We start from the raw sequence: 25,160 nt of genomic DNA, 5'->3' as shown, positions 1-25,160 counted from the left end.
TAATGAGTAACTGGCTGGAAAAAATTGTTCCCTCTCTTGTTCGTTCAGAGAAAAAACGCTCGAATATCCCTGAGGGCTTGTGGAAAAAGTGCCCTAAGTGTGAATCTGTTCTCTACCGCCCTGAGCTGGAAAAGAACCTGAATGTTTGCCCTAAGTGTGACCACCATATGCGCCTTAACGCGCGTCGTCGTCTTGAATTGTTCTTAGATGAAGATAACCGTCAAGAGCTTGCTACAGATGTTGAGCCTATCGATCGTCTGAAGTTTAAAGATTCTAAAAAATATAAAGACCGTTTAAGTGCGGCACAGAAAAATACTGGCGAAAAAGATGCATTGATCGCGATGCGTGGTGAGCTAGAAGGTTTGCCTGTTGTTGCCGTTGCATTTGAATTTAGCTTCATGGGTGGTTCTATGGGGGCGGTTGTAGGTGAGCGTTTTGTTCGTGCAGCCAACATTGCGCTAGAAGAGAATATCCCACTGATTTGTTTCTCTGCATCAGGTGGTGCGCGTATGCAGGAAGCGTTGTTCTCTCTATTCCAGATGGCGAAAACAAGTGCGATCCTAGAAAAGCTACGTCTACAAGGTACACCTTATATTTCTGTACTTACAGACCCAGTATATGGTGGTGTATCTGCATCTCTAGCGATGTTGGGAGACTTAAATGTTGCTGAACCTAAAGCACTTATGGGTTTTGCTGGACCTCGCGTTATCGAACAAACAGTTCGTGAAAAATTGCCTGAAGGTTTTCAGCGCAGTGAGTTCTTACTAGAGCACGGCCAGGTTGATATGATTATTAACCGTGGTGAAATGCGCTCTCGTTTGTCTCGTATTTTACGTAAGCTAACCAACCAAAGCCCGCTACCTCCTGTGGAAACAGTTGAGGGTGAGGTTGTCGTTGAGGAAGAACCTGCGAAACCTGAAGCAGAGTAATTGTTCAAGGTAGTTAAAATGGCCGACGTGAAAACGCCGGCCTTTTTGGTTTCTGGTGATTGTTAAAAGTTATTGGTCTTATGAATAGCGCTAACCAAAAAATGAATCTGTCCGAATGGCTATCGTGGATGGAGCAATGCCATCCGTCTGAAATCGAACTAGGTTTAGGCCGTGTCAGCCAAGTTGCAGAAAAGCTAAATATCGATCTATCTGCATCAACCGTTGTGACTGTTGCAGGTACAAACGGTAAAGGTTCAACGATTAGTTACTTGAATAGTATCTACCAGCAGGCTGGATACAGTGTTGGCTGCTATACATCTCCTCATTTTATAGAGTATAACGAGAGGGTTAGGTTAAACGGCCAAAATTCGACAGACAAACAGTTGTGCGATGCCTTTGAAAAAATAGACAAAGCGCGCGGCCAGATCCCACTGACTTATTTCGAGTTTGGTACCTTAGCTGCCTTAGTTATTTTTTCTGAAACGAAACCGGATTTGGTTCTGCTTGAAGTAGGTTTGGGTGGCCGTCTAGATGCAGTGAACATCATTGATGCTGATATTAGTGCTGTCACCACCGTTTCGATTGATCATGTTGATTGGTTGGGTGATAACCGCGAAGTGATTGGTCGTGAGAAATCAGGTATTTTCCGAACAGCTAAGCCAGCGATCTGCGGTGATCTCAATCCTCCGAAGTCAGTTGCCATTTATGCTGATGAGATTGGTGCCGATTTACATCAATCAGGCGTTGATTTCGCCTATGAAGAAAACGGCGAGCTTTGGTGCTGGCAAGGAAAGGATGCCCAAGGTCAGTCTAAGTCGATTGCCGACCTTAAACAGCCAGAATTGCCCATTCAAAATGCTGCTACAGCAATTAAAATTGTTCAGCATATTCCGTTAGCAATTTCAGATGAGCAGATTAAGGTAGGTATTCAGCAAGCAGCGCTTACAGGTCGTATGCAGCATGTTGAGCAAGACAATCTGCATTTTTGGCTTGATGTAGCCCATAACCCTGAAGCAGCACAGCTTCTAAACGATCGTATCCAAGGATTGTCCGGCAATGTTTATCTTGTTTTGGGCATGTTAGCAGATAAAGATTGTCAGCAAGTTATAGATATTTTGTCTCCTGTCGTAAAAGCTACCTATCTTTCTGATATTAATGTCCCGCGAGGGCAAAAAGCAGCAGAGTTGGCACAGCTATTCCCTGATGAAGCTACGGTTCAGCAATTTTCATCAGTTAAAGCGGCAATTGATGCGGTTCGAATAGACACTAACCCAAATGACAATGTTATTATTGCGGGATCATTTTTTACCGTCAGTGATGCGTTGACGATTTTGGCAAGGAAATAGCTAATGCAGCAGAAAGTAAAATACCGCTTAGTAGGGTTTGCAGTGATTCTGATCTCTGCTGCGGTGATCTTTCCTGTTTTTTTTGATGGCGCTGGCTATAAAGAGCGTCACCTTCAGTCCGAAATTCCTGCAGGTCCAGAGCGTCCTGAAATTGTACGTATAGAGCCACAAAATAAACCGCTGCCAGATACCTCTAAACCAGCTGAACCTAACCCACCAGTTGAATTACCTCAACCGCCAAAGCAGGTGAAGCAGGTAATCGAAAAGATTGAAAAAGAGCAAAAGGTTGAGCTGGAAATTCATAAAGATCAGCCTGTACTCGATCAAGAAGGTGTTCCAGTGGCTTGGACTTTGCAGCTTGCTAGCTTTAAAGATGAGGCTAATGCTAAAAGCCTTCGTAAGCAGCTGATCGGCGAAGGGCATAAAGTCTTCACCCGTAAACAGGGTGAATTGATTAAGGTTTATGTAGGTCCCGAATTCCAAAAGAGCCGATTAGAATCGCTTAAGCTGTCACTGAAAAAAGATTTTGGATTGAACGGCATTATTGTTCGTTTTACTACGCAATAATAAAGCGTGAAGCGATCCCATAAACTCTGTTAAAATGCGCGCAATTTCTTACTGAGCTGTAAAGATGAACTGGGCTGACTGGACCATACTAAGCATCATTGCGATATCAAGCCTTATGAGCTTAAAGCGAGGCTTTGTTCGTGAAGCGCTTTCCCTAATTACATGGGTAACGGCTTTTATCGTCGCGCGTCTATTTTCGCAGTCACTTTCAGTTCTGTTAGAAGCATATATTCAAACGCCGTCAGTACGTTTAGTCGCTGCGTTTGCTATCCTCTTTATAGCCACTCTCGTTGTTGGAGTCATGATCAATAAACTGATCGGTGCGCTCGTAGAAGCAACGGGCTTGTCTGCAACAGACCGCATTCTTGGAATCGGATTTGGCGCAGCGCGAGGTGGTTTAATTATCGTGGCTTTAGTCGCGCTGATTGGAATGAGCCCAGCGGTCGAAGATCGCTGGTTCAAGGAATCACAATTGATTTCACACTTTTTACTTATGGAAGCATGGACCAAAGAGACAGCGAGCGAAGTGGGTCGCTTGATCTGGAATGCGGGACGCTAAATTTTTCTTTTGTTAGTTTGCACTTTGAGGTGAGTTTTAATGTGCGGCATTGTTGGCATCGTAGCCAAATCTAATGTAAACCAGACTATTTTTGATGCTCTGACTGTTTTACAACATCGTGGACAGGATGCAGCGGGCATGGTTACTTGTGAAGGTAACCGTTTCTTCTTACGCAAGGATAATGGCCTGGTAAACGAAGTATTTCGTACCCGCCATATGAAACGCCTGGTAGGTAACGTGGGCATCGGTCACGTTCGTTACCCTACGGCCGGTAGTTCTAGCTCGGCTGAAGCGCAGCCGTTCTATGTGAACTCTCCATACGGTATCGCGTTAGCCCATAACGGCAACCTGACAAATGCAGAAGATGTAGCTGAACAAATGTTCCGTGCAGATCTGCGTCACATCAACACTACTTCTGATTCAGAAGTGTTGTTGAACGTATTTGCTCATGAACTTCAACGTCAGGGCAAACTGCAGCCACAAGCTGAAGATATGTTTGAAGCGGTACGCCGTGTTCACGAGCGTTGCAAAGGTGGTTATGCCGCTGTAGCAATGATTACTGGTTACGGCATGTTGGCGTTCCGTGATCCTAACGGTATTCGTCCACTGACTTACGGTAAGCGCGAAACTGCAGAAGGTACTGAGTACATGGTAGCTTCTGAAAGTGTTGCTCTAGATATCTCTGGTTTTGAACGTGTTCGTGATATCGAGCCGGGCGAGGCGATCTACATCGATATGGAAGGTAACGTTTCTACCAAGCTTTGTGCTGATAACACGCAGCTTGCGCCGTGCCTATTCGAATACGTATACCTAGCACGTCCCGATTCGATCATTGATGATGTAAACGTACATATCTCTCGTATGCGTATGGGTAAGAAGCTTGCAGAGAAGGTGTTACGTGAGCGTCCAGACCACGACATCGATGTGATAATCCCAATTCCAGATACAAGTCGTACCTCTGCTATGGAAATGGCTAAAGATCTGGGTGTTACGTTCCGTGAAGGTTTTATCAAAAACCGTTACATCGGTCGTACTTTCATCATGCCAGGTCAGACACAGCGTAAGAAGTCAGTTCGCCGTAAGCTGAACCCGATCGGTATGGAATTTAAAGATAAAGTTGTCATGTTGGTTGATGACTCTATCGTGCGTGGTACCACCTCTAGCCAGATTGTTCAGATGGCCCGTGATGCTGGTGCTAAGAAAGTTTACTTCGCATCTGCTGCGCCAGCAGTTAAGTACCCGAACGTTTACGGTATCGATATGCCAGCTGCTGAAGAGCTTATCGCTCATGGCCGTACAGATGATGAAGTTGGTGAAGAGATCGGCTGTGATTGGATGATTTACCAAGAACTAGATGATCTAAAAGCATCTGTATCTGAAGGTAACCCAGAAATTACTGCGTTCGATACCTGTGTATTTGATGGCAAATACGTATCTGGCGATATTGATGAACAGTATCTTGAGCGTTTAAAAGCTGCCCGTAACGATGACGCTAAAGGCAGTAACAATAAAAAGGTTGAGAGTAACGAATCCTCTAACCTTTGTAGCAAGATCGATTAAGGAGCAATAGTCGATGTCCATTTCTGATTACGAGCGCGCTGAGCGTATCCAGTTCGAGCCTTCAGAAGGTTACGATCTGGAAACACTTGCTTTGCGTTCAGGTCAACACCGTTCCCTAGAAGGGGAGCACAGTGACCCAATCTACCCGACATCAAGCTATGTCTTCTCAAGTGCGCGTGAAGCGGCTGCACGTTTTGGTGGTGAAGAGGAGGGTAACATCTACTCTCGCTTCACTAACCCAACTGTACAGTTCTTTGAAGAGCGTATCGCAGCACTAGAAGGCGGAGAAAGAGCAGTCGCAACAGCTTCTGGCATGGCGGCAATTCTTAGTACCTGCCTATCGTTAATGCAAAATGGCGATCATGTTGTTTGTTCGCGCAGTGTATTTGGTTCTACTGTATCTCTGTTTGACAAGTACCTTACACGTACAGGCATTAAAGTTTCTTATGTTGACCCAACTAATCTTGATAGCTGGGAATCTGCAATTACAGAAGAGACTAAGATGCTGTTCTTAGAGACACCGTCTAATCCGTTGTCTGAGCTAACAGACGTTGCAGCCGTTGCCGAGATTGCACATAAGTACGATGCATTGTTGGTCGTTGATAACTGCTTCTGCACACCGATGCTTCAGCAGCCATTGAAGCAAGGTGCAGATATCATTATTCATTCCGCGACTAAGTACCTTGATGGTCAAGGTCGTTGTGTCGGTGGTGTTGTTGTCGGCAGCGACAAGCACATGGAAGAAGTGTTTGGCTTTATCCGTACAGGCGGCGCTTGCTTGAGTCCGTTCAACGCTTGGGTTTTCCTTAAAGGCTTAGAAACACTGAAATTGCGTATGGATGCTCATTGCAAAAACGCTATGGAGATGGCGAAATGGCTAGAAGAGCAAGATGGCATTGACCGTGTCTTCTACTCAGGTCTTCCAAGTCATCCGCAGCACGAGCTAGCTAAGCAGCAGCAAAAAGGCTTTGGTGGTGTGCTTTCCTTCGAAGTGACGGGTGGTAAAGAGGCAGCGTGGCGCTTTATTGATGCAACTAAGATGGTGTCTATCACAGGTAACCTAGGTGATGTGAAAACAACAATCACACACCCAGCGACCACGACTCACGGTCGTATGACGGCAGAAGCACGTGCTGAAGCGGGCATTAAAGATAACTTGGTTCGTCTATCTGTAGGTATCGAATCGATAGAAGATCTTAAAGCAGATATGCTTAGAGGTTTGGCAGCGGTTTAATTGCTGCAGTTAAGATCTAAAAAAAAGCGGCTTTCGAGCCGCTTTTTTGTTTTTAATGTCATGTCCCAAATGAGTCAAACTACATCCGGACGGATAAAATCCACACGGGAGACTTTCAAAGGATTGTTTATTTGCTATCTACTTCAGTGCTTATCCTTCTCGTTTTAAAAATATCTCCAGAAGTAATATGTTTAATGGTAAATCTTTCGCTTGAAGATTCTAAAATTTCGTAAGCTTGATATAAATCGGGCTTAGGAGTATCAAAGGGTACAAAATTTCCTTCCTCGATAACGCCTTTAGGGGAAACGAAATAGATATTACCATCTATGCCCCAATCACCTACTTCAATTTGTTTTGTTATAGTTCCATCAGTATGGCTAATAGTAGCATTCAATTGGAAATGTCCTTCTTCGCTAAGAGACAGAAGCCAATGATATTCATCTCCGTTTTCTATCGGTGTTTGTCCTTCCCATAGGCCTAAGGCATTTTTCCAGCGATTTACTTCCTCTTCTGACGCTGATGGATTGATTGCATTTTTTGCTGAATTTTCCTCAGTACATCCGATAAGTAACGAAAAAGTAATTGCCAAGGCTAAATAAAGTTTATGCATTGTAGTAAAACCATCCGATAGTTAATGAGCTTAAAGAATAGATATACTATTCTAGTTTTAATGCTACCCAATTGAATAATTGGAGCGGTATTTATATATGTTATACATTTGATGACAAATTAAATTTCTTTGTAAAGGAATTATCTTTTCAATTCTTTCTTTGAATCAAATTAATATCACCAATCTGCACATCTTTAGAGAGTGACATAATCATTTCTATCGAGGTGATGATATCTGAGATCGGAATAGGGGCTTGATCCGGCATGCGGCCCTTTTCTATATCCATTAGTACCTCTTCTGTACCCACATTGCCCGGGTTTATGACAGTAAAGCCGATGCTTTCTAGTGTTAGTGCTTTACGTAGGCTTTGTATAGCACCGCGAAGGCCGAACTTGCTTGCTGCATAAGCGACTTGCTCTGATCCAATATTTTCTAAACCTGAGATAGCGCCTAGGTAGATGGCTCTAGGGTTAGAAGAGCGTGCTAAGTTTGGAGCGAGAGTTTTGGTGAGTTCGATGGGTGCAACAAGATTAACTTGCATGATCCGCTGCGTTTCTGCGTATTTGGTTTTTCTAAAGTCAAAGTCGTCATTGAAGCCTTCATCTTCCCAAATGCCGCTTGAATAGATCAGGGTGTCTATGGGGCGTTCCCCAAGTTGATCAGCAATCTTTTGTATACCCTCTTGCGCAGATAGATCTGCAGAAATCCATTCGCAGTTTTTGGATGGGCTGCGAGATACACCTATAACGTTGTGGTCAGCGTCAGAAAAGTATCTTGTTAGCTCTTCACCAATGCCACGGCTGCTACCAACAATCAAAATTGTCTTCATCAAATTGCCATCTATTTAAGGTTATAGGGTATCTCGATTACCGCTCGGTTTTATAACGGTTTTACTTTGATATAAACATTCATTTCGACAAAGCCATCTTTCCTAGTATCGTTTAGATAATGAGCAATAGGTGCTAAGTCGTCTGGCTCAAAGCCGCTGTTAGGGAGCCAATGAGAGTAGAGCTCCATATAGAAATTACTTACCTTGTCACCATCTCCTTTGTAATAAGCCGAGGCATATTGACCGGACGGTATAGTTGTTACTTCAAATGGTTCGCTCACCGGCGTGTTATCTTCAATCTGAACACAAGCATCATAACGGCAATGCTCGGTCGGGGTGATCATTGGGTTATCATGGCAGATAGCAAAGCGTTGGCTTTCAAAATTTGTTAATTTGATGCTTTTTGCCCAGTTATCCAGTCTATCCCAAGTTTCAAAAATAGCTGGAACGTCATATCCCTTAGGGGCAGTCAGATAAGCGATGCGTTTCTCTTTAAGTTTTTCAATGGTTACTCGCATGAGTATTTCCTCTAATTTGTCAGGATCAAACTTCACTTGGTCAGTGACAAATTGAGAGTACAGATCGCTTGGATTGAATACTTTTCCATACTTGCTAGTTAGTTTTCCAATCTTGCTATTTTTTATTTCGCTTGGGTCCCTTATCTGGCTAGGGGTGATGCCGAAGTAATTTTTAAATGCTTTTGAAAAGTTAGCACTTGAAGAGTAACCACCTGCGTTGGCTACCTCGGTAATGCTCATTTCCTTGTGGCAAATTAGTCGACTAGCAGCGGCTTCCATCCTTTTACGGATGATAAAGTCATTAACGGTTTCACCTGTTAGGGCGTGAAAAATACGGTGAAAATGAAACGGGGAGAAGCAGCTAACTTGAGCAATCTTATCTAGATTTAATGGTTGCTCTAGGTTTGAGCAAATGTATGTCGTTGCTAAATGTATACGGCGTAAATACTCTTTGTTCGCCTGATTGTTATTCATGTTTATTTTTCACTAATACCACTTGCTGCTTGGTTTCAAGATACCCTAGCTCTTGATAAAACTGATGGGCTGCATTACGAATCGAATTGGCCCTAATTCGAATGCTATCTACGTATTGCGACAGCCAATGTTCAGCCGTTCCTACTAAACCTTTACCTAATCCATATCCTCGGTGATCTTTATCGACTACAAGGCTTACGATCTCACCTTGAGTGCCTTCAGCTAAGCGAATATCGATGATGGCAGAGATACAGCCAACAACAATGTCATTTAGCTCTGCGACAAAAACCTCCCCGCCGGCTTTATGAACCGCTTTGACATTTGTAAGTAGAGCATGTTTCGAGTGGGTATAACCTAATTGCTTCATTAGGGCGATTAAGGCCTGAAGATCCTTTTCTTGGTATGCGCGATAGATAGGTTCCATCAATTGACTATATCACAGCTTTTCTCAGGTCAGTCAGCTTCAAATGGCCTGCACTAACTTTCTCGTACATGGTCGTTTTATAGCTCACTGAGAAAGTATGAGATATATTCGTAGGTTCCAATGGCTAAGCCCTCAATCAGGCAGAAATTCCACTTCGGTTAGGTATTCAGCGCCATCCGCTTTCAACACACTACTTTTAAGTTGGAAAGTACTAACCTCCATGTTTGCTGTGAAGCCCAAGCCTTTATGGCTGACCTGACTAATCAATTGCGATGTAAGTTTTTTACTACGCCCCAAAGTGATATGAGGCGTGTATTTTCGTTGTTCTAGTTCTATGTCAAGTCCTCTAACTTTATGACTTAGCGACTTTTGTAAACGTTTTAAGGGTTCGGACTCTTCGACACCTAACCAGATTATCCCCGATTTGAAATAGCCTATCTTCTGTAGGCGAAGTTCAAAAGGTTCAAAACTGGTTTCAGACACAGCTTCAATTATCTCTTCCAGATGTTGGTGGGGCTGATCGCCGATAAACACTAAGGTGATATGTAGTTGATGACTCACTGTCCAGCGAACTTGTTCTAGTTCAGGGCAATAGAGTTCAGTGATTTGATCCTGAAGATCTTCAGGCAGATCGATCGCTAGGAATAGGCGCATAGCAGTAACTAAAATACAAAACAGATGGTTATTTTTATCTTAGTAAATCATAGATGGGCTTGAAAGGAATGTTACAAAGCCTGATAAAGAAACTCTTAAAGTGATCTAGTCATTTTTATCGCCTCCTTAGCAGCTTATAATAGCCGTCCTTTTTATTCCTATAGATAGTCTGTCTTGAAAATTGTCTTAGCCCCAATGGAGGGCGTTGTTGATTACACTATGCGTGACCTGTTAACACAGGTCGGTGGCATCGATCACTGTGTTACAGAGTTCTTGCGTGTTAGTGATCGTGTTTTGCCCGCTAAAGTGTTCCGACGCTTATGTCCTGAGTTACATAATGATGGGAAAACCCCCTCAGGTACGCCCGTTATTCTTCAATTGCTTGGGAGTGATCCAAGTGTCCTAGCCGGTAATGCACGTAAAGGCGCTAAGCTTGGTGCACCTGGGATCGATCTGAATTTTGGCTGTCCAGCCAAAACTGTGAACCGCAGTAAAGGTGGAGCTGTATTATTGGATACGCCAGAACTTGTTCATGAGATCGTAAAGGCAGTAAGAGAAGCTGTTCCTGCAGAAACCCCTGTATCGGCAAAGATGCGTTTGGGCAATAAAGATAAATCTTTGGCAATGGAAAATGCCCATGCAATTGCTGAAGCGGGCGCTGATAGTTTAGCTGTACATGCACGAACAAAACTCGAAGGTTACAAGCCACCCGCTCACTGGGAATGGATTGCGAGAATTCGAGAGGCGGTCGATCTTCCTGTGGTTGCTAATGGTGAGGTTTGGAACTGGCAGGATTTTCAGCGTTGTCGTGAGGTCAGTGGTTGCGACACGATTATGATCGGTCGCGGCCTTATTGCTAAGCCTGATTTAGCCAAGGTTATAAAATATCACCTTGCTGATGAAGAGGTGAGCAGTTATAACTGGTCTCAGGTTGTGCCGTTTATTGAAGCGTATTTAAACCGTATCGAGCGGGATATTGCGCCCAAATATGTACATGGCCGCATAAAACAGTGGCTAAGTCATTTGCAACGCGAGTACAAAGAAGCAGAAGTGCTTTTTCAGAAAGTTAAAAAAATAAAGGAACCTTCTGAACTCAGACTTGCCCTACATGATTGATACGTCACCAGTGGATCAATGGAGAGAAAAAAATGGCTTCTTGGCTAAGTCCTGCTTCGAAATTAATGGGTAGTCTCAAATACCCAGCAAAGTTCAGTTTAGTCAGTGTGTTATTTTTGATACCACTTGTACTGACCGTTACTTTTTATTGGCAGGAGTTAAGTCGTAGTATCGACTTAACCAAAGAGGAGCTCAGAGGGATAGAGATTATTCGCTTAACCGAGCCTCTAGTACTCAATATCGGTCAGCATCGAGGCCTTACCAATGCGTTGCTCAATGGTAATTCGGGTGTTGAATCCAAAGTATTGGATCGTCGTAGTAAGGTCGATCAAGCCCTTACCGAGCTGAAGTCTGGTGCTAATGATGTCAGTTCTGATACTAAAGCGATTATCTCTTCGTTAGAAAAGCAGTGGGGCAATATCAAATCGAGTATTGGTCAAACTGAACCCGCTGAGATATTTGAACTGCATAACGAGTTCGCAGCATCCGTAAGACGATTCAACGAAGTAGTCTTGCGCGAATATGCTTTAGAGCTAGATCCTCACTCAGATACCACCTTCATGATCGATAACGTTGCTATCTTCTTACCGCAGATTATCGATGAAACGGGTCAGCTACGAGGAAAAGCTTCGGGTGTTGCTGCAAAAGGTGGTTTTACACCTGATAGCTACATCTATATCAACAACCTGATTGGTCGATTAGAAAAAACCTATCCAGAGCTAGCGAACGGCGAAACGATGCCTGAGTTGGAATCGATGCGCTCCGAAATCATCGCAGCAGAAAAAGCGGTAGGTACGTACATAGCTTATATTCAGCAGAATGTAACTGAGCCGGATAGCATTGCTGTTAACTCTAATGAGGTGTTTGGCGAAGGTACAACTGCGATCAAGCAGGTATTGAATCTGTATAAAATCATGTTGCCTGCGTTGTATGAAAAACAGCAGGAATATCTTTCTAAACAGGTCAACAGTCGTAACCTTGTTTTGGCGGTTATCGCAGTGACTGTATTACTTGCGATCTATCTGTTTATGGGCTTCTATCGTTCGACAATAGCAACTATGGATCGATTCCAACAGGTGTCAGGTAAACTGGCATCAGGTGATCTTTCCGCTCGTCTTGAACATTGCGGTAAAGATGAGATGTCTGCCATCTCTGAAGGTCTGAACAAAGTTGCCGAAGGTTTTGAGTCTCTGGTTAGAGAAACCAAAAGTGCAACTACGTTGGTAACCAACAGCTCTTCACGACTTTCTACTGAATCTTCTCAAACCCGCGATGGCGTAGCCCGCCAGAAAGAGGAAACCTCACATATTGCTGATGGGGTAGGAGAGTTAGCCAGCAGTGCTTCAGAAATTGCTATGAATACCAGTCAGGCATCCAGTACTGCTCAAGAAGTTAATGAAATGGCATCTGAAGGTTTGCTAGTTGTTCAGAAAACAACATCATCTTTTAACGAACTAGCTTCAGATGTCTCTAAAACCAGTGCAGTGATCAGTGAACTGGATCAGGATGTTAAAAATATTCATGCTGTATCCAGTGTAATCAGTGACATCGCAGATCAGACTAACCTATTGGCTTTAAACGCGGCTATTGAAGCTGCGCGAGCGGGTGAGCAGGGCCGAGGCTTTGCCGTAGTAGCAGACGAAGTAAGGACCCTAGCTCAACGTACGCAGGATTCTACCGGCGAGATCCGTGAGACCCTACAAAAGCTCGCTAGCTGTGCGCAGCGTGCAGTAGAACTGATGGAGCATACTAGTAGCTCTGTTTCTGAAAATGTCTCTGAAATGGCTCGTGCGAGTGAAGTGTTACAACAGATTGATAATTCTTTATCGGAAGTGAATCAGATGAATTCGGGTATCGCCGCAGCAGCTGAAGAGCAAAGTGGCCTTGTAAATCATTTGCATGAAAGTTTGGCAGCAATTTCCGCAAGTGCTGATACATCTGAAGGGGCTGCTAGAAACACCTCTGCATTAGCTGATGATATGGCTAATTCGGCTTCTCATCTTGAGAGTACACTATCGAAGTTCCGAGTAAGCTAGTCAGGCATAACCTAAAAATAGCCCGCTTTTAAGCGGGCTATTTTTGTATATGTTAAGTAAAAATTAGCAAAGCGCTATTATTAGAAAAATCATTCTATTAAGGACAATTGGATGAAAGCGATCTCAATCATTAAATACCTTTTCAGCTTTATCGGCTTAGGTCTGTTGGTACTAGCGTTTGTGTTGTTCACAAATACTAAGAGCTTTTTAGAAACTGCTGTTACAGCTGAAGGAACAGTTATAGAGCTAAGAGCCTCTAGAAGCAGTGATTCACTTACTTATCACCCAGTCGTCTCATTTGTTACCAAACAAGGTCAGCAAGTGACCTTTTCATCTAGCGCTGGGAGTAACCCGCCTAGCTATTCGCAAGGTGAGGTGGTTGAGGTCCTATATCAATCGAAGTCGCCGCAAGACGCTAAGATTAATGGCTTTTTCACCCTCTGGGGTGGTGCAACCATTGTGACTGGTGTTGGCGCTGTTTTCTTTATCGTAGGCATACTTATTCTGATCTTCAGCGGTATGAAAGGCAGAAAACGTGATTACCTGAAAACTCAGGGTGTACCTATTAAAGCTCAGATTCATACGCTAGACCGGAACACATGCATGGAAACGGATGGTGTAAGCCCGTTTGTGATTAGTTTGCAGTGGCACAATCCAGAAGATAACAAGATCTATTTGTTCAGAAGTGATGATATTTGGTTTGATCCTACTGAATATGTAGTGACTGATGAATTAACTGTTTATATCGATCGGAACAATCCAGCTAAGTACCATGTCGATCTCTCATTCCTTCCAGAAGTGGCCTAACTTTATAGTGTGTCACTGAAGTGTCATGAAAGTGGTTTATAAATTAATTGAGCAGGTGGTGACATGGCCTGCTCCAATCAGTGAGTGGTAGCACTATGAACCTCTATGACTTGTCAGGCTCGGGACCAGAATCAGAAAAGTTCGACCCGTTATTCTCTACTGATCAGCTTCGCATTGAGCGTATTATCTCTCATGCTCATGCAACCCCAGCAGGGGAATGGTACGACCAAGCATGGGATGAGTGGGTCATCGTTATCTCAGGAAGCGCAGGGCTTCGTACTGAAAATCCAGATAAAGAATTTACCCTTAATGCAGGTGACAGTTACTGTTTCCCTGCACATCAACGACACCGTGTTGAATGGACTGATCCCGATCAGCCAACGATTTGGCTCGCTGTTCACTACAACGAACCTAAGGAGGCTGAATCATGACGGCCAAAATTAGCTTTGTTCAGAACGACATTACCCAATTAAACGTTGATGCGATTGTTAACGCTGCTAACAATAGCCTGTTGGGTGGTGGCGGGGTAGACGGTGCTATTCATGCTGCAGCTGGACCCGATTTGTTAGCTGAGTGTCGCATGCTTAATGGCTGTGACACGGGTAAAGCGAAAATTACCCAAGGGTATTGTCTTCCTGCTCAATATATCATTCATACCGTAGGACCCGTTTGGCGGGGCGGTGATTATGGTGAGTCAGCACAGTTGGAAGCTTGCTATCGTAACTCGATGGTTTTAGCCAACGAAAACAACATCAAATCAGTCGCATTTCCGGCTATTAGTTGCGGTGTTTATGGCTATCCATTGGAGCAAGCTGCAGAGATTGCGTTATTAACGGTTAAGAGTGAATTGCAAAAAGAGACAAGCGTAGAAGAGGTGATCTTTTGCTTGTTCAGTGATGAACTGCTTTCGGTATATCAAAAGGCCTCATCTAAACTTCCTGAAGCTATTAAAAAAGGAGGCAACATGGCCTCCTTCTTTGTCCTAGAACACAGTCAGTATTAGTGTTCGATCTGGATCTGACGCGGCTTCATCGCTTCAGGGATTTCATGAATCAGATCAACATGAAGCAAACCGTTTTCCATAGAGGCTTTCGTCACTTTTACATGATCCGCTAGCTGGAAACGTCTTTCAAAATTACGTGCAGCTATACCTTGGTAAAGGTATTGGCGATCTTGAGTTTGTTCTTTCTTCTGACCCGTAATCGTCAGAGTGCCGCTTTCACTTTGAATATCTAATTCGTCTTTTTCAAAGCCTGCCACAGCCATGGTAATACGGTAATTATTTTCTCCAAGTAGTTCGATGTTGTACGGAGGAAATGAAGGCTGATTGTCGTTGCGGTTAGCGTTATCTAGCATGTTAGCTAGACGGTCAAAACCAATGGCAGAACGGTATAGTGGAGATAGATCGAATTCACGCATCTGTATATCCTCATCAAGCAATATATCTAAATTTAAAAGTTTGGCTCCTCTCTTGAGCGAGCCGTTAACCGACCTCTTTTGAGCCTCGGTTAACTATTTAGATAATGTCACTTGATGAGAATTCAAGCGTAAGGGCAATTATTTTTCTTCTTCAACGTTAAATCGATCAACGTCGTTGGTGATTTCTACATCAACATTGTGCGAAGGAATGCGGTAATCGTGCACTCGTTCCCATGAGTCGGAACCAGGAACACGTTCCCAAACTGTTCCAGCATTGAAGGTAACCAGTTCGCTCAAGGATGGGTCTAGGCGGCACATTTTTTCTACTGGAACAGGAAGAAGATTGGAAAGCTGATCTTCCAAAAACTCTTCAGTTTCATAACCGGTAAACATACGCCAGCCAGTATCATTTAAATGCTCTGGAACCGTTTTATACATAAAACGAATAGGCAGGGTTTCATCAAAACAAAGCTTTGAAACCAGCGCTAAGAAGCCGTTTTTGGTTTGGTTAGTTTCCGATTCAGTAGTTTTAGGCGTATCAACGTCAACAGATTTCATGAGCACTCAAACAGTAATAATTATTTGCAGGCCTATTTTAAACGCTCATAGGGCCCTATACCAGCCGCTAAAAGGTTAAGAATATGGATGTTTTTGTGCTTTTCCTCCTAAAGGGATAGAAATCAGTCTGAACGTCGAATCAGTCATGCTAGAATACGCCACTTATACAGATTGACCTGCTAGGAATAAATGAATGGCCAAAGGTAAAAAGTACGATTTTCAGTTAGTAGCCGAAGGGGAAACTTGGAGCGCTAAAATCTTGCGTCAGGCAAGTGCTCGTAAGACCGTTGTCTCAAAGCAACAGGATGGCTTTGCTACTGAAGATGAGGCTAAAACGTGGGCGGAAGCTCAGCTTCAAAAATTCCTAGAACAACAGCAAGAGCGTAACAAGCGTAAAGCTGAAAAACGCGAAGAACGTGCAGAGATTGAAGCACGTCAAGCTGAAGCTCGTGCGCGTAATGAAGAGTCTGATTTCGACGAAGACGAGTAAGATCGCCCAGTCATAAAAAAGCCGAGTTACGTGTTAGCGTACTCGGCTTTTTTGTGGAAGTTACATCTAAAATTGTATTTATTTAAACACTTCTTTTAGCAGGTCGGTTGTACGCGCTGCTGGGTTTTCGCGAATCTTCTTCTCTTCAGCCGCAAGCATAGTAAATAAGCCGTTTAGGGCTTCTTCAGTCACATAGTTATCTAAATCTACGTTAACTTTCTCGCCTACAAATGGGATATCTTTAGCTTCACCAGCAAGGTCATTGTAGTAACGGGTCGCACCAACCTGACCTAGGGATTCTTTTACGCTTGGCTGGAACAACTGGCGCAACTTATCGCTAGTCTTCTCTTTGAAGTATTGTGTCGCTGCATCGTCAGAGCCTTGGTAGATCTTTTTAGCATCTTCAAAACTCATCTCTTTTACCGCACCGACAATCAGATCGGTTGCTTGAGGAGCTGCTTTCTCAGCGGCGCGGTTCATGCTTTCTTCAAACTGATCAACTTGCTTTTCTAAGCCGTATTTGCGAAGAAGGGAAGCGGCTTTATCGATACCATCTGGCAGAGGTATACGGATGTTTTTGTTATCTAGATAACCACCTGGTTGGCTGATCTCTTCGATAGCGCGCTTGCTACCAACTTCTAACGCTTCTTTAAGGCCTTTAATTAGCGTTTCCGTGTCTAGATTAGTCACTTTACCGCTGCTAGCACTGCCTGTTGCTGTATCTAGTACTTTTTTTTGCAGCTCTTCATCTTGAACAGCTTCTTTAAGTGCATCAGCCCAACCTGCGTGAGCTGTAACGGAAGCCATTGATGCCGTTAGGATAGAGGCGATCAGATATGATTTTTTCATGTGTAAAAGTTCCCTTTGTCGCTATTGGCTCTAGCATAGCAAAGAACCGCGAACAGAGCCTTAACATCCTAAGTTATCTTATTAGTACAAACCGTAAACTATTGGACTACAAAAAAGTGTTTTTTGTGCAGAACGACTAGGCTAGTATCGGTAGGGTAAGTACCCGTAACTTAGTGGTGGGTATTTGACTTAAGGATTTACCGTCTGAGGAAAGGATATAAGTGCCTAGGTTTTATCAGGACATATCTGAGTTGTTATCCGCCAGCGGGAGGCTGTTCTGTTTCCTCTTGTGTACTCTTTTTTTGATTTTTTCATTTCCCGTCTACGCCGGTCAGAGTCTCGAAACTTCATTTGCAGTAGAGCCGTTTAATACTCGGTATCTGCAAGAAGTTGATGGCATTGAACTTAATCCCCATCAAGCATTAAAGGATATTCGCTCCAAAGGAACACGATCGGAATCCGATATCATTAATTTCGGCCTGGGTGCGCCCCCGTCATGGGTTCATTTCGAGGTGAATAATTTTGCTGAAACTGCACAGCTTCGTTACATCCAGATCGAAAATTCATGGCTAGATCACATACATCTGTACGTTTTTAAAGATGGGAAGTTGCTCCAAACAGAGAAGGCTGGTGATGCGATACCTTACGAGGAAAGCCGAACAAGTCGATTTTTCTCCTTCCCGCACTCATTCCAGCCCGGCGAAACCTCGGTATTAATAAGAGTAGAAACACCTGAACCACAACTGTTGCCATTATTCGTCTTAACACAACACGACATGCTGGATCGGAAAATTAAGTCGGGTTATGAGTATGGGATCATTTACGGCTTTCTGACCGCATTGCTTATTTATAATGTATTGCTGTATTTCAGCCTGCAAAGCCGTAGGTATCTCTTTTATTCGCTCTACTTGGCCACGTTTATTATTTTGAATCTGGCATACACCGGCCATGCATTTAAATGGATCTGGCCAAACTGGCCCGAGTTTCAGAACCAGATGATCCCACCCATGATGATGCTGTTTGCCTATCTAGGGAATATGTTTTGTCGGGCGTTTTTGGCCTTGCCTACGAAATTTCCAAGGATCAATACCAGTTTCAACCTGCTTAACATGTTTATGCTCTGTTCGGTGATCTGGTATGCCCTGTCCGGGAATTACCTAACCATGCTGGTGACGGCCTTTATTTGTGTGGTGCCATTTGCTCTTTTAATGATTATTGCGGGTGTGGTGGCTTGTCATGCAGGTGTTAAGGAAGCTAAATATTTTTTAGGCGCGGCAATTTTTGCCATGATCAGTGCCATCGTTACTGCTTTTACAGTTTCCGGCGTAGTTGAGTACCACCCATTTGGTTTCCATGCTGTTGAGTACGGTATTCTGATAGAGGCCGTGCTGTTTGCTTTAGCGCTCGCTTATCAATTCCGAATTAGCCAAACGGAAAAGGTAGAAGCTCAACGTTTAGCCGATCGAGACCAGTTAACGGGTTTATATAATCGTCGCGGCTTTCAAAAGGTAATAGAGCCGATCTACAGTAATGCCACACGTAATAAACGCAATATCTGCGTGATGTTGATGGATATTGATCGTTTTAAAGAGATCAATGACACCTATGGACATAGTTTTGGCGATCTAGTGTTGCTGGATCTATCCGGGCTGTTGATGCGAGAGCTTCGCGCGGGAGATATCATTGCGCGTTGGGGCGGTGAAGAGTTTATTTTGGTTCTCCCGGAAACCCAACACGATGAAGCGATAACGTTAGCAGAGCGCTTAATCGGTGTTATCTCTAATCAGGTGGTTCAGCAGCAACAGTTGGAAGCGCAATATACAGTGAGTATTGGTATCACTGAAATGAGTGATCCGATGGATAGTATGTCGAACCTTATTGATAAAGCAGACCATTACTTATACAAAGCAAAAGCTTCAGGTCGCAATCGGGTTGCTTATAAAGTTGAGCCTACGCGCGAGTTAGTGAGTGAAATTTAAGGGATTAGTATGAAAACGATCGGCTTACTGGGTGGAATGAGCTGGGAGAGCACGCAGGGATATTATCGCTCGATAAACGAGGGTGTTAAGTCGCGTTTAGGCGGTTTACATTCTGCGCAGATAGCGATGTATAGCGTTGATTTCGATCCCATTGAAAAACTACAGCATCAAGGTGATTGGGCAGGAACCGCTGCGATCTTGTCGCAAGCAGCTAAAAACATTCAGGCGGCAGGCGCAGACTTTCTTCTTATCTGTACCAACACTATGCATAAAGTAGCGCCTCAGATTGAAGCGGCGATCGATATCCCGTTGATTCATATTGCCGATGCTACAGCTGAAGAGTTGATTAAACAAAATGTAAAAACCGTTGGCTTACTAGGCACTGCGTTCACTATGGAGCAGGGTTTTTATAAGGACCGATTAACCGATAAATTTGGCCTGTCGGTTGTTGTCCCGAATGAACCTGATCGAGCGGTTGTTCACGAGGTCATCTATAAAGAACTGTGCTTAGGTCAGATAAACCCTAACTCTAAATCCGAGTACTTAAGAATCATCAAAGCACTGGCAGAGCAGGGTGCAGAAGCTGTGATCTTAGGCTGTACCGAAATTGGTATGCTGGTGAAACAGAGTGATACGGATGTCCAGTTGATTGATACCACGGCGATTCACGCTCAAGCGGCAGTAGAGTTGGCGCTGGCATAGCCTCTTAGTCCCAATCGTTATCATTATTTAGAGCAGAGGGAGCAGCTTACTTAACTGTACCCTCTGTACCTATCTCTTTTCTTCTCATCTTCCTCTCTTTAAGGCCGATAGGGTTTCTTACACTATCTTTTTACCTCTGGGTGCCGCGGCAGGGAGGCCTTATGAAAATCTCCAGTTCGATGATTGGTTTTAATAGCCAGCACGAAAAACAGATTACCGATTCAGCTCAACAACAGAGCGCAGCGGTCAGTCAGCAAGTGACGCTTTCACCAGACGCGGCTTCTAACTGGCGAGCGGGGACGAGCGTTGATCTCTCCTACGACGCGCGTATGCGTTCTGAAAAAGCTGCCAGTGTTAATAGCGTCAGTAGTGTGCAATCGGCGCAAGGCATCAAGCAAATACAGCAAACTCACAATGTAAGCTCTCTGGTTGAAACCGTGTTGCATGAAGGGATGCAGCTTGAACGTTTGGCGATGAACCCACTAATTCCAGTACAGAATATTCAGCTTGCTTCGTTAGAGACGTTCCAGGAGATAGAAGCCTTTAGCGAACAAGATATACAAGCCCTTAGCGAGCAAGATATACAAGCTATGAGTGCCGAAGAGCTACAAGCGCGAGCGAGCTTTGAACAGCTCGATATAAATATATCTGATATCACCTTAAATGCGGGTTTTAGGCAGATGGCTGATGAGGTTCGGGTCGAGATAGCGAATCAACGCGTATATACCGAAGAGGAAAAACTCTCGGTAGGCACGCAAGGTGTCATTACCACTGAAGATGGGCGAGAGATCAACTTCCTGCTGGAACTGGAAATGGAGCGTAGCTTTGTTCTGGAAGAGCGTTTTAGTGAAGAGCGAGTCGATCGGAGCCTTATCGATCCGTTGGTGATCAATCTCCATGGGGGTGCAGCCGGTTTAACCAATAGCAGTTTCAGCTTTGACCTCAATGCTGATGGCACTGAAGAAGAGATCTCTTTTGTTGCTCAGGGGAGCGGGTTTTTGGCTTTAGACATCAACAATGACGGCCAAATTAATGATGGTTCTGAGCTGTTTGGTACGCAAGGGCAGGATGGTTTCTCTGATCTAGCTAAATATGATTCGGACAATAATCATTGGATTGATGAAAACGATGAGATCTTTAACAAACTGAAAGTTTGGACACGAGATGAAGAGGGTAATGATCAGCTAACCAGTCTAAAAGATGCTGGTGTTGGTGCGATCTATCTGGGCTCAACCTCATCTTCGTTTGATCTGACCGATGATCAAAATAACCTATTAGGCCAAGTAAAACGCAGCGGTGTGTTCCTATTTGAAGATGGTACTGTCTCCAGTATTCAAGAGTTGGATATAGCGGTACATGAGGAAAATGCTGCTACCGCTGGCGGTTTAGCCGAGCAGTATCAAAATGCTATTGATCGTTTTGGACAAGAGCAGCGTTTTGACAACGAGCAGCAAGTGTTTGAAGAACGTCCTACATTCTTAGATCTGCTGTTAGCTCAAGACCAAGCTGCGGACGAATTAGCTGAGCGAAGAGGCGAAAGTGAAACACGCCAGAGTGTTCGTGCTGAAAGTACAATAGAACAACGAGAAACGAGCCAGAGCCGAGAAGTAACCCAAACAGACGGTGAGACTGAACAAGAGGAAGCTAGAGTGTACGTAGAGCATGAACGGCTTTCTGTCTTGCAAGATCTTAGAGAAAGAACCGAGATCCAGATCGCGGATGAGCAGGATAAGTTCGAGTACCTAAAAGCGATTATTGAGACGTTAAAGCAGAGCACTTCTGAGGCTTAAACGTACAGTGTGTTCTAATGATCTATGCTGGATATTCAAGCTGATTTAAGAAACCTTGCTTAGCCAACTCAGATAAAATCCGCTGACTTTTATCTCTGACATGATCTCTTAGCGCTCTAACTGCTGGGGTTATAGATTGACGGCTAGGGCAGACCAGCCACAGTTCTGTAACCCTTGGACTAAACTCAGGCATCACATTAACGACTTTGCCGGAGAGCAGATCGTTCGAGATATCTAGGCAGGATTTCACCGCAATTCCTTGTCCAGAGGTGCACCAGCGTCTAACCAGATCACCGTCGTTGGAAGCTCGGTTCCCCTTCATTTTTATCTTATGAGTGCTATTTCCCTGAGTACTGTTCCCTTCTGTAAACTCCCAAACATCATGGGTAATATCGTGTAGCTGATAAAACAGACCGTTATGGTTAGTCAATTCTTGCGGGTGAGCGGGTGTTCCGCGCTTTGCTAAATAATCGGGTGTAGCGCACAACAATGCAGGGACATCACAGATCTTAAATCCATATAGATTCGCATCAGTAGGCGAGCCGTAACGCAGTGCTAGATCGACAGAGTCACGATAAAAATCGATCGTGCTATCGCTGATGTTAATTTTCAGACTGATTTTAGGGTGCTGATCTACAAACTCATCTAACCATGGAATGACCAAATTTCGGCCAAGGTCAGATGAAATAGAGATACGAAGTTCTCCCTCAACCACATTGAGATCATCTTGGATATTTTGTTGTGCTAGTTGAAGAGTGAGAAGGGCTTGCTGGCACTGCGGAATATAGCGCTCTCCAGCTGCAGATAGCCTTAACTGCCGAGTCGTTCTGATAAACAGATCAACACCTAATTGGCTTTCGACTCGTTTTATCGCTGCACTGGCTGTGGCCGTGCGCATATCAAGATTAGCTGCAGCCGCCGTAATACTGCGAAACTCTGCTACTTTCAAAACAACTTGTAGATCTTCTAAAAGCATATTCTCAAAAATTATTTGATAGTAATTCAAGTATTATGCTGTTTATAGCTTGGTAATCAAATACTAATATCTATTGCAACACATTCAGCCAGATACAGCTGCTGGTTCTCAAACAATGAACAAAGGCAGTGGAGAGAGAAGATGACAAGCCTAAAAACAATGAAAGCTATTGGTTACCAAAAGTCCCTACCGATTACTGACAACGATTCATTGGTGGATATCGAATTACCCCAGCCCATCGCAACAGGCCAAGACCTACTAGTGAAAGTACAAGCGATTGCTGTAAACCCGGTTGATTATAAAATCCGCCAACGCATGGCTAATGAAGATGGCAGTTATAAAGTCATCGGTTGGGATGCAGTAGGTGAAGTGATCGCAGTTGGTGATCAGGTCACCGAGTTTAAACCTGGTGATGTAGTGTATTACGCAGGGGATCTGAACCGCGCCGGTAGCAATGCTGAATACCAATTGGTTGATCAGCGCATCGTAGGCCATAAACCAAAGAGCTTGAGTCTATCTGAAGCTGCGGCTCTGCCTTTGACGACTATTACTGCATGGGAGCTATTGTTTGAGCACCTTGAGCTTAAGCAACAGCAGCCAAACGAGACGACTAAGACCGATGAAGTTTTACTGGTAGTAGGGGCTTCTGGTGGCGTGGGTTCTATTTTGGTTCAGCTTGCTAAAGCGATCACGGGGGCAACTATTATCGCGACCGCTTCTCGTGACGCATCACGCGAGTGGGTTAAATCTTTAGGTGCGGATTACGTAGTAGATCACACCAAACCGCTTCAAGCGCAGATTGATGCCTTGGATCTTGGTCCGCTTACCCACGTTGCTAGCTTAAATAGCACCGATAGCTATTTTGATTCCTATACTGAGCTTCTAGCGCCGTTTGGTCGAATCGCGATGATTGATGATCCAGCGGAACCGCTAGATGTGATGAAGATGAAGCCGAAAAGCCTCTCTTTGCATATCGAATTTATGTACGCACGTTCGATGTTTAATGCCAAAGATATGGATGAGCAATCTAAACTGCTAAATCGAGTAGCTGATCTGATTGATCAAGGTTTTATCAAAACAACTATAGGTAAAAACCTAGGTACTATTAATGCTGAAAACTTAAAAACTGCCCATGCTGAGTTAGAGGCGGGTCGTTCTATCGGCAAGATCGTACTTGAAGGGTTTTAAGTAAAACATCTACAGCAGGGAGATCAACGGATGAAAACCATATTAATTACTGGCTCGACTGATGGCATTGGTCTCGCGACGGCTCAGCAGCTTCTGGCGCAAGGGCACTTTGTACTGATTCATGGTCGAACACCTCAGAAAGTTGAAAGAGTGATCGACCAATTAGGTCAAAGTTACAGCTCTGAATTAATCTCTGGTTTTGCTGCTGATCTCTCTGATCTGAATGCAGTTAAGTCGCTGGCGGATGAGGTCAGTAAGCAATACTCCGACATCGATGTTTTGATCAATAATGCCGGGGTATTTAAGATAGAGCAGCCAATAACTGATGATGGATATGATGCTCGGTTTATTGTTAATACCATCGCGCCTTATCTCCTGATGAAGCAGTTAAAGCCTGCTTTGGCTAAAGACAGTCGAGTGATTAATTTGGCCTCTGCTGCTCAAGCGCCAGTCGATATCGAATTTCTTCTGGGCAACAAATCGGCAGACAGCGCTATGTCAGCTTATGCGCAAAGCAAGTTGGCGTTGATCGCTTGGACACGTCATCTTGCGACTGAACTATCCAATGATGGAGTACTGGTTGCCTCTGTAAATCCAGGTTCGTTGTTAGCCACCAAAATGGTTAAAGATGGGTTTGGCGTTGCCGGGAACGACATCAGCCAAGGGGCAGATATATTGATTCGCGCCGCTCTATCAGATGGCTTTTCCGATAAAGCAGGGGAGTATTTTGATAATGATTTAGGTGCTTTTGCTCAGCCAGATGAAGACGCGCTCAATCCGCAAAAAAATGAACAGATTGTGCAGGCGATGGATAGCATCATCCAGCAGTTAGTGGCGAGAGGCTAAATAGGCGCCCGCTGCAACCATAATGGATCCAGCGCTTCGGTTAAGCCTTTTAACACCTTTCTCTGACTGGAAAAAACGTCGTGATTTTGCCGCGAAAATAGCGATCATCATCAAACCGATCATCAAGGCAATCAGCGTTAAGGCAGATGCTAAGATAATGTCGCCTCCGTTGAGCGCCTCTAAATCCATAAATGTTGGAAGGAAGGCGATGTAAAAGAGGATGACTTTGGGGTTTGAAGCGGATATCAAAAAGCCTTGTACAAATCCTGAAATCGCACCGGATTGAGAATTTTTTCCAGGCTCTGAATCCAGATCTAATGGCGCATTCCACATTTTCCACCCGAGATAGACAAGGTAGATCGCCCCAACAATGCGGATCACCGTAAACAGTTCACCCCATTGGTTAGCGATAACGGCTAGGCCAAAACAAGCTGCGATTAAGTAGAGAATATCGCTGATGGTCATACCCAAAGCTAGGGATATGCATGAGCGGGCATTAGAGGTCATAGCTCTTGCTAATATGGCGAACACACCTGGCCCAGGAGTAACTCCAAAGACTAAAACGGCCAAAAAGAAAGAGATAGCGCTCTCTAAAGACATAATAAAACTCTGAGATCGTGTAGCGTTTAAGATGGTAAATATTAGCCAGTCACTATGTAATTTGAGCCCATAAAAGGCAAGGGATTTATCTTCATATTGA

At 44.1% G+C, this 25,160-nt stretch carries 27 protein-coding genes; 17 read left to right on the top strand and 10 right to left on the bottom strand.

Annotated elements, in window-relative coordinates; all coding sequences use genetic code 11:
- The first annotated feature begins 2 nt into the window (after window positions 1-2).
- The 6 genes from accD to ACMXYV_RS10660 all read left to right on the top strand — a co-directional run bounded on the left by accD (window position 3) and on the right by ACMXYV_RS10660 (window position 6,195).
- Window positions 3-929, top strand: a complete 927-nt coding sequence (gene accD / locus ACMXYV_RS10685; RefSeq protein WP_415888480.1) for an acetyl-CoA carboxylase, carboxyltransferase subunit beta — start codon at window positions 3-5, stop codon at window positions 927-929.
- An 80-nt stretch (window positions 930-1,009) separates the two neighbouring features.
- Window positions 1,010-2,275: a bifunctional tetrahydrofolate synthase/dihydrofolate synthase gene (folC, locus tag ACMXYV_RS10680; RefSeq protein WP_415888479.1), complete on the top strand. Its 1,266-nt coding sequence runs from the start codon at window positions 1,010-1,012 to the stop codon at window positions 2,273-2,275.
- Window positions 2,276-2,278: 3 nt separating this feature from the next.
- On the top strand, window positions 2,279-2,842 hold the full coding sequence (locus tag ACMXYV_RS10675) for an SPOR domain-containing protein (protein ID WP_415888478.1): 564 nt from the start codon (window positions 2,279-2,281) through the stop codon (window positions 2,840-2,842).
- Between the two features lie 64 nt (window positions 2,843-2,906).
- Complete coding sequence (locus ACMXYV_RS10670) at window positions 2,907-3,401, top strand: CvpA family protein (RefSeq protein ID WP_415888477.1); 495 nt, start codon at window positions 2,907-2,909, stop codon at window positions 3,399-3,401.
- A gap of 39 nt (window positions 3,402-3,440) precedes the next feature.
- Window positions 3,441-4,961, top strand: a complete 1,521-nt coding sequence (purF, locus tag ACMXYV_RS10665) for an amidophosphoribosyltransferase (RefSeq protein ID WP_415888476.1) — start codon at window positions 3,441-3,443, stop codon at window positions 4,959-4,961.
- A 13-nt stretch (window positions 4,962-4,974) separates the two neighbouring features.
- Window positions 4,975-6,195 carry an O-succinylhomoserine sulfhydrylase gene (locus ACMXYV_RS10660; RefSeq protein ID WP_415888475.1) on the top strand — a complete coding sequence of 407 codons (1,221 nt, stop codon included), beginning with the start codon at window positions 4,975-4,977 and terminating at the stop codon, window positions 6,193-6,195.
- A 127-nt stretch (window positions 6,196-6,322) separates the two neighbouring features.
- Here ACMXYV_RS10660 and ACMXYV_RS10655 read toward each other — a convergent pair whose 3' ends face one another.
- From ACMXYV_RS10655 to thpR, 5 genes are all read right to left on the bottom strand, one after another.
- Complete coding sequence (locus ACMXYV_RS10655; RefSeq protein WP_415888474.1) at window positions 6,323-6,805, bottom strand: hypothetical protein; 483 nt, start codon at window positions 6,803-6,805, stop codon at window positions 6,323-6,325.
- Between the two features lie 148 nt (window positions 6,806-6,953).
- Window positions 6,954-7,634, bottom strand: a complete 681-nt coding sequence (locus ACMXYV_RS10650; protein WP_415888473.1) for an SDR family NAD(P)-dependent oxidoreductase — start codon at window positions 7,632-7,634, stop codon at window positions 6,954-6,956.
- A 50-nt stretch (window positions 7,635-7,684) separates the two neighbouring features.
- Complete coding sequence (locus ACMXYV_RS10645) at window positions 7,685-8,626, bottom strand: AraC family transcriptional regulator (RefSeq protein WP_415888472.1); 942 nt, start codon at window positions 8,624-8,626, stop codon at window positions 7,685-7,687.
- A complete protein-coding gene (locus tag ACMXYV_RS10640; RefSeq protein ID WP_415888471.1) occupies window positions 8,619-9,050 on the bottom strand; it encodes a GNAT family N-acetyltransferase in 432 nt (143 codons plus the stop codon). The genes ACMXYV_RS10645 and ACMXYV_RS10640 overlap by 8 nt, the downstream gene beginning before the upstream one ends.
- A 132-nt stretch (window positions 9,051-9,182) precedes the next feature.
- Window positions 9,183-9,704: an RNA 2',3'-cyclic phosphodiesterase gene (gene thpR / locus ACMXYV_RS10635; protein ID WP_415888470.1), complete on the bottom strand. Its 522-nt coding sequence runs from the start codon at window positions 9,702-9,704 to the stop codon at window positions 9,183-9,185.
- 174 nt (window positions 9,705-9,878) lie between these two features.
- Here thpR and ACMXYV_RS10630 point away from each other — a divergent pair, with 174 nt between their 5' ends.
- The 5 genes from ACMXYV_RS10630 to ACMXYV_RS10610 all read left to right on the top strand — a co-directional run bounded on the left by ACMXYV_RS10630 (window position 9,879) and on the right by ACMXYV_RS10610 (window position 14,666).
- The gene (locus tag ACMXYV_RS10630; RefSeq protein ID WP_415888469.1) at window positions 9,879-10,820 is read left to right on the top strand and encodes a tRNA-dihydrouridine synthase; all 942 of its coding nucleotides are present in this window, start codon (window positions 9,879-9,881) and stop codon (window positions 10,818-10,820) included.
- 32 nt (window positions 10,821-10,852) lie between these two features.
- On the top strand, window positions 10,853-12,856 hold the full coding sequence (locus ACMXYV_RS10625) for a methyl-accepting chemotaxis protein (RefSeq protein ID WP_415888468.1): 2,004 nt from the start codon (window positions 10,853-10,855) through the stop codon (window positions 12,854-12,856).
- 111 nt (window positions 12,857-12,967) lie between these two features.
- On the top strand, window positions 12,968-13,663 hold the full coding sequence (locus ACMXYV_RS10620) for a DUF3592 domain-containing protein (RefSeq protein WP_415888467.1): 696 nt from the start codon (window positions 12,968-12,970) through the stop codon (window positions 13,661-13,663).
- Between the two features lie 95 nt (window positions 13,664-13,758).
- Entirely contained in the window at window positions 13,759-14,094 is a 336-nt protein-coding gene (locus ACMXYV_RS10615) for a cupin domain-containing protein (RefSeq protein WP_415888466.1), read from the top strand.
- Entirely contained in the window at window positions 14,091-14,666 is a 576-nt protein-coding gene (locus ACMXYV_RS10610) for an O-acetyl-ADP-ribose deacetylase (RefSeq protein ID WP_415888465.1), read from the top strand. Before ACMXYV_RS10615 ends, ACMXYV_RS10610 begins: the two co-directional genes overlap by 4 nt.
- On the opposite strand, the gene ACMXYV_RS10605 is transcribed toward ACMXYV_RS10610, so the two are convergent.
- A complete protein-coding gene (locus ACMXYV_RS10605; protein WP_415881564.1) occupies window positions 14,663-15,082 on the bottom strand; it encodes an Hsp20 family protein in 420 nt (139 codons plus the stop codon). The genes ACMXYV_RS10610 and ACMXYV_RS10605 overlap by 4 nt on opposite strands.
- Before the next feature lie 138 nt (window positions 15,083-15,220).
- The gene (locus tag ACMXYV_RS10600) at window positions 15,221-15,640 is read right to left on the bottom strand and encodes a DUF2185 domain-containing protein (protein WP_415888464.1); all 420 of its coding nucleotides are present in this window, start codon (window positions 15,638-15,640) and stop codon (window positions 15,221-15,223) included.
- Window positions 15,641-15,833: 193 nt separating this feature from the next.
- On the opposite strand from ACMXYV_RS10600, the gene ACMXYV_RS10595 reads away from it, so the two are divergent.
- Window positions 15,834-16,130 (top strand): DUF3622 domain-containing protein, encoded by a 297-nt coding sequence (locus ACMXYV_RS10595; protein WP_415888463.1) that lies wholly within the window; start codon window positions 15,834-15,836, stop codon window positions 16,128-16,130.
- Window positions 16,131-16,208: 78 nt separating this feature from the next.
- Here the strand turns inward: ACMXYV_RS10595 and ACMXYV_RS10590 are convergent, their stop codons facing one another.
- Window positions 16,209-16,979, bottom strand: a complete 771-nt coding sequence (locus ACMXYV_RS10590; protein WP_415888462.1) for a DUF4197 domain-containing protein — start codon at window positions 16,977-16,979, stop codon at window positions 16,209-16,211.
- A gap of 302 nt (window positions 16,980-17,281) precedes the next feature.
- On the opposite strand from ACMXYV_RS10590, the gene ACMXYV_RS10585 reads away from it, so the two are divergent.
- From ACMXYV_RS10585 to ACMXYV_RS10575, 3 genes are all read left to right on the top strand, one after another.
- Window positions 17,282-18,958, top strand: coding sequence for a diguanylate cyclase (locus tag ACMXYV_RS10585; protein WP_415888461.1), 1,677 nt, complete (start codon window positions 17,282-17,284; stop codon window positions 18,956-18,958).
- A gap of 9 nt (window positions 18,959-18,967) precedes the next feature.
- Complete coding sequence (locus ACMXYV_RS10580) at window positions 18,968-19,660, top strand: aspartate/glutamate racemase family protein (RefSeq protein WP_415888460.1); 693 nt, start codon at window positions 18,968-18,970, stop codon at window positions 19,658-19,660.
- 161 nt (window positions 19,661-19,821) lie between these two features.
- Window positions 19,822-21,450: a hypothetical protein gene (locus tag ACMXYV_RS10575; protein WP_415888459.1), complete on the top strand. Its 1,629-nt coding sequence runs from the start codon at window positions 19,822-19,824 to the stop codon at window positions 21,448-21,450.
- A 22-nt stretch (window positions 21,451-21,472) separates the two neighbouring features.
- Here the strand turns inward: ACMXYV_RS10575 and ACMXYV_RS10570 are convergent, their stop codons facing one another.
- Complete coding sequence (locus ACMXYV_RS10570; protein ID WP_415888458.1) at window positions 21,473-22,426, bottom strand: LysR substrate-binding domain-containing protein; 954 nt, start codon at window positions 22,424-22,426, stop codon at window positions 21,473-21,475.
- Window positions 22,427-22,585: 159 nt separating this feature from the next.
- Here ACMXYV_RS10570 and ACMXYV_RS10565 point away from each other — a divergent pair, with 159 nt between their 5' ends.
- Together ACMXYV_RS10565 and ACMXYV_RS10560 are read left to right on the top strand one after the other, a co-directional pair.
- The gene (locus tag ACMXYV_RS10565; protein WP_415891438.1) at window positions 22,586-23,614 is read left to right on the top strand and encodes a zinc-binding alcohol dehydrogenase family protein; all 1,029 of its coding nucleotides are present in this window, start codon (window positions 22,586-22,588) and stop codon (window positions 23,612-23,614) included.
- Window positions 23,615-23,644: 30 nt separating this feature from the next.
- Window positions 23,645-24,460, top strand: coding sequence for an SDR family NAD(P)-dependent oxidoreductase (locus tag ACMXYV_RS10560; RefSeq protein WP_415888457.1), 816 nt, complete (start codon window positions 23,645-23,647; stop codon window positions 24,458-24,460).
- Here ACMXYV_RS10560 and ACMXYV_RS10555 read toward each other — a convergent pair.
- Window positions 24,443-25,060 carry a LysE family translocator gene (locus ACMXYV_RS10555; protein WP_415888456.1) on the bottom strand — a complete coding sequence of 206 codons (618 nt, stop codon included), beginning with the start codon at window positions 25,058-25,060 and terminating at the stop codon, window positions 24,443-24,445. The two genes, ACMXYV_RS10560 and ACMXYV_RS10555, sit on opposite strands and share 18 nt — an antisense overlap.
- Between the last annotated feature and the right edge of the window lie 100 nt (window positions 25,061-25,160).

It is taken from the genome of Neptuniibacter sp. SY11_33, assembly GCF_047778025.1.
Taxonomy (GTDB): Bacteria; Pseudomonadota; Gammaproteobacteria; order Pseudomonadales; family Balneatricaceae; genus Neptuniibacter.
Note: the sequence above shows the minus strand (reverse complement) of the source record. Positions and strands in the feature narration are given on the sequence as shown.

Bases quoted from the DNA above. Each gene is read 5' to 3' on its own strand.
- ACMXYV_RS10580 (WP_415888460.1), top strand. From the start codon at position 18,968: ATGAAAACGATCGGCTTACTGGGTGGAATGAGCTGGGAGAGCACGCAG.
- accD (WP_415888480.1), top strand. From the start codon at position 3: ATGAGTAACTGGCTGGAAAAAATTGTTCCCTCTCTTGTTCGTTCAGAG.
- ACMXYV_RS10620 (WP_415888467.1), top strand. From the start codon at position 12,968: ATGAAAGCGATCTCAATCATTAAATACCTTTTCAGCTTTATCGGCTTA.
- ACMXYV_RS10590 (WP_415888462.1), bottom strand. From the start codon at position 16,979: ATGAAAAAATCATATCTGATCGCCTCTATCCTAACGGCATCAATGGCT.
- ACMXYV_RS10655 (WP_415888474.1), bottom strand. From the start codon at position 6,805: ATGCATAAACTTTATTTAGCCTTGGCAATTACTTTTTCGTTACTTATC.
- ACMXYV_RS10565 (WP_415891438.1), top strand. From the start codon at position 22,586: ATGAAAGCTATTGGTTACCAAAAGTCCCTACCGATTACTGACAACGAT.
- ACMXYV_RS10605 (WP_415881564.1), bottom strand. From the start codon at position 15,082: ATGCGTGAATTCGATCTATCTCCACTATACCGTTCTGCCATTGGTTTT.
- ACMXYV_RS10660 (WP_415888475.1), top strand. From the start codon at position 4,975: ATGTCCATTTCTGATTACGAGCGCGCTGAGCGTATCCAGTTCGAGCCT.
- ACMXYV_RS10640 (WP_415888471.1), bottom strand. From the start codon at position 9,050: ATGGAACCTATCTATCGCGCATACCAAGAAAAGGATCTTCAGGCCTTA.
- ACMXYV_RS10625 (WP_415888468.1), top strand. From the start codon at position 10,853: ATGGCTTCTTGGCTAAGTCCTGCTTCGAAATTAATGGGTAGTCTCAAA.
- ACMXYV_RS10670 (WP_415888477.1), top strand. From the start codon at position 2,907: ATGAACTGGGCTGACTGGACCATACTAAGCATCATTGCGATATCAAGC.
- ACMXYV_RS10645 (WP_415888472.1), bottom strand. From the start codon at position 8,626: ATGAATAACAATCAGGCGAACAAAGAGTATTTACGCCGTATACATTTA.
- thpR (WP_415888470.1), bottom strand. From the start codon at position 9,704: ATGCGCCTATTCCTAGCGATCGATCTGCCTGAAGATCTTCAGGATCAA.
- ACMXYV_RS10600 (WP_415888464.1), bottom strand. From the start codon at position 15,640: ATGAAATCTGTTGACGTTGATACGCCTAAAACTACTGAATCGGAAACT.
- ACMXYV_RS10595 (WP_415888463.1), top strand. From the start codon at position 15,834: ATGGCCAAAGGTAAAAAGTACGATTTTCAGTTAGTAGCCGAAGGGGAA.
- ACMXYV_RS10575 (WP_415888459.1), top strand. From the start codon at position 19,822: ATGAAAATCTCCAGTTCGATGATTGGTTTTAATAGCCAGCACGAAAAA.
- ACMXYV_RS10610 (WP_415888465.1), top strand. From the start codon at position 14,091: ATGACGGCCAAAATTAGCTTTGTTCAGAACGACATTACCCAATTAAAC.
- ACMXYV_RS10560 (WP_415888457.1), top strand. From the start codon at position 23,645: ATGAAAACCATATTAATTACTGGCTCGACTGATGGCATTGGTCTCGCG.
- ACMXYV_RS10650 (WP_415888473.1), bottom strand. From the start codon at position 7,634: ATGAAGACAATTTTGATTGTTGGTAGCAGCCGTGGCATTGGTGAAGAG.
- folC (WP_415888479.1), top strand. From the start codon at position 1,010: ATGAATAGCGCTAACCAAAAAATGAATCTGTCCGAATGGCTATCGTGG.
- ACMXYV_RS10675 (WP_415888478.1), top strand. From the start codon at position 2,279: ATGCAGCAGAAAGTAAAATACCGCTTAGTAGGGTTTGCAGTGATTCTG.
- ACMXYV_RS10615 (WP_415888466.1), top strand. From the start codon at position 13,759: ATGAACCTCTATGACTTGTCAGGCTCGGGACCAGAATCAGAAAAGTTC.
- ACMXYV_RS10555 (WP_415888456.1), bottom strand. From the start codon at position 25,060: ATGTCTTTAGAGAGCGCTATCTCTTTCTTTTTGGCCGTTTTAGTCTTT.
- purF (WP_415888476.1), top strand. From the start codon at position 3,441: ATGTGCGGCATTGTTGGCATCGTAGCCAAATCTAATGTAAACCAGACT.
- ACMXYV_RS10570 (WP_415888458.1), bottom strand. From the start codon at position 22,426: ATGCTTTTAGAAGATCTACAAGTTGTTTTGAAAGTAGCAGAGTTTCGC.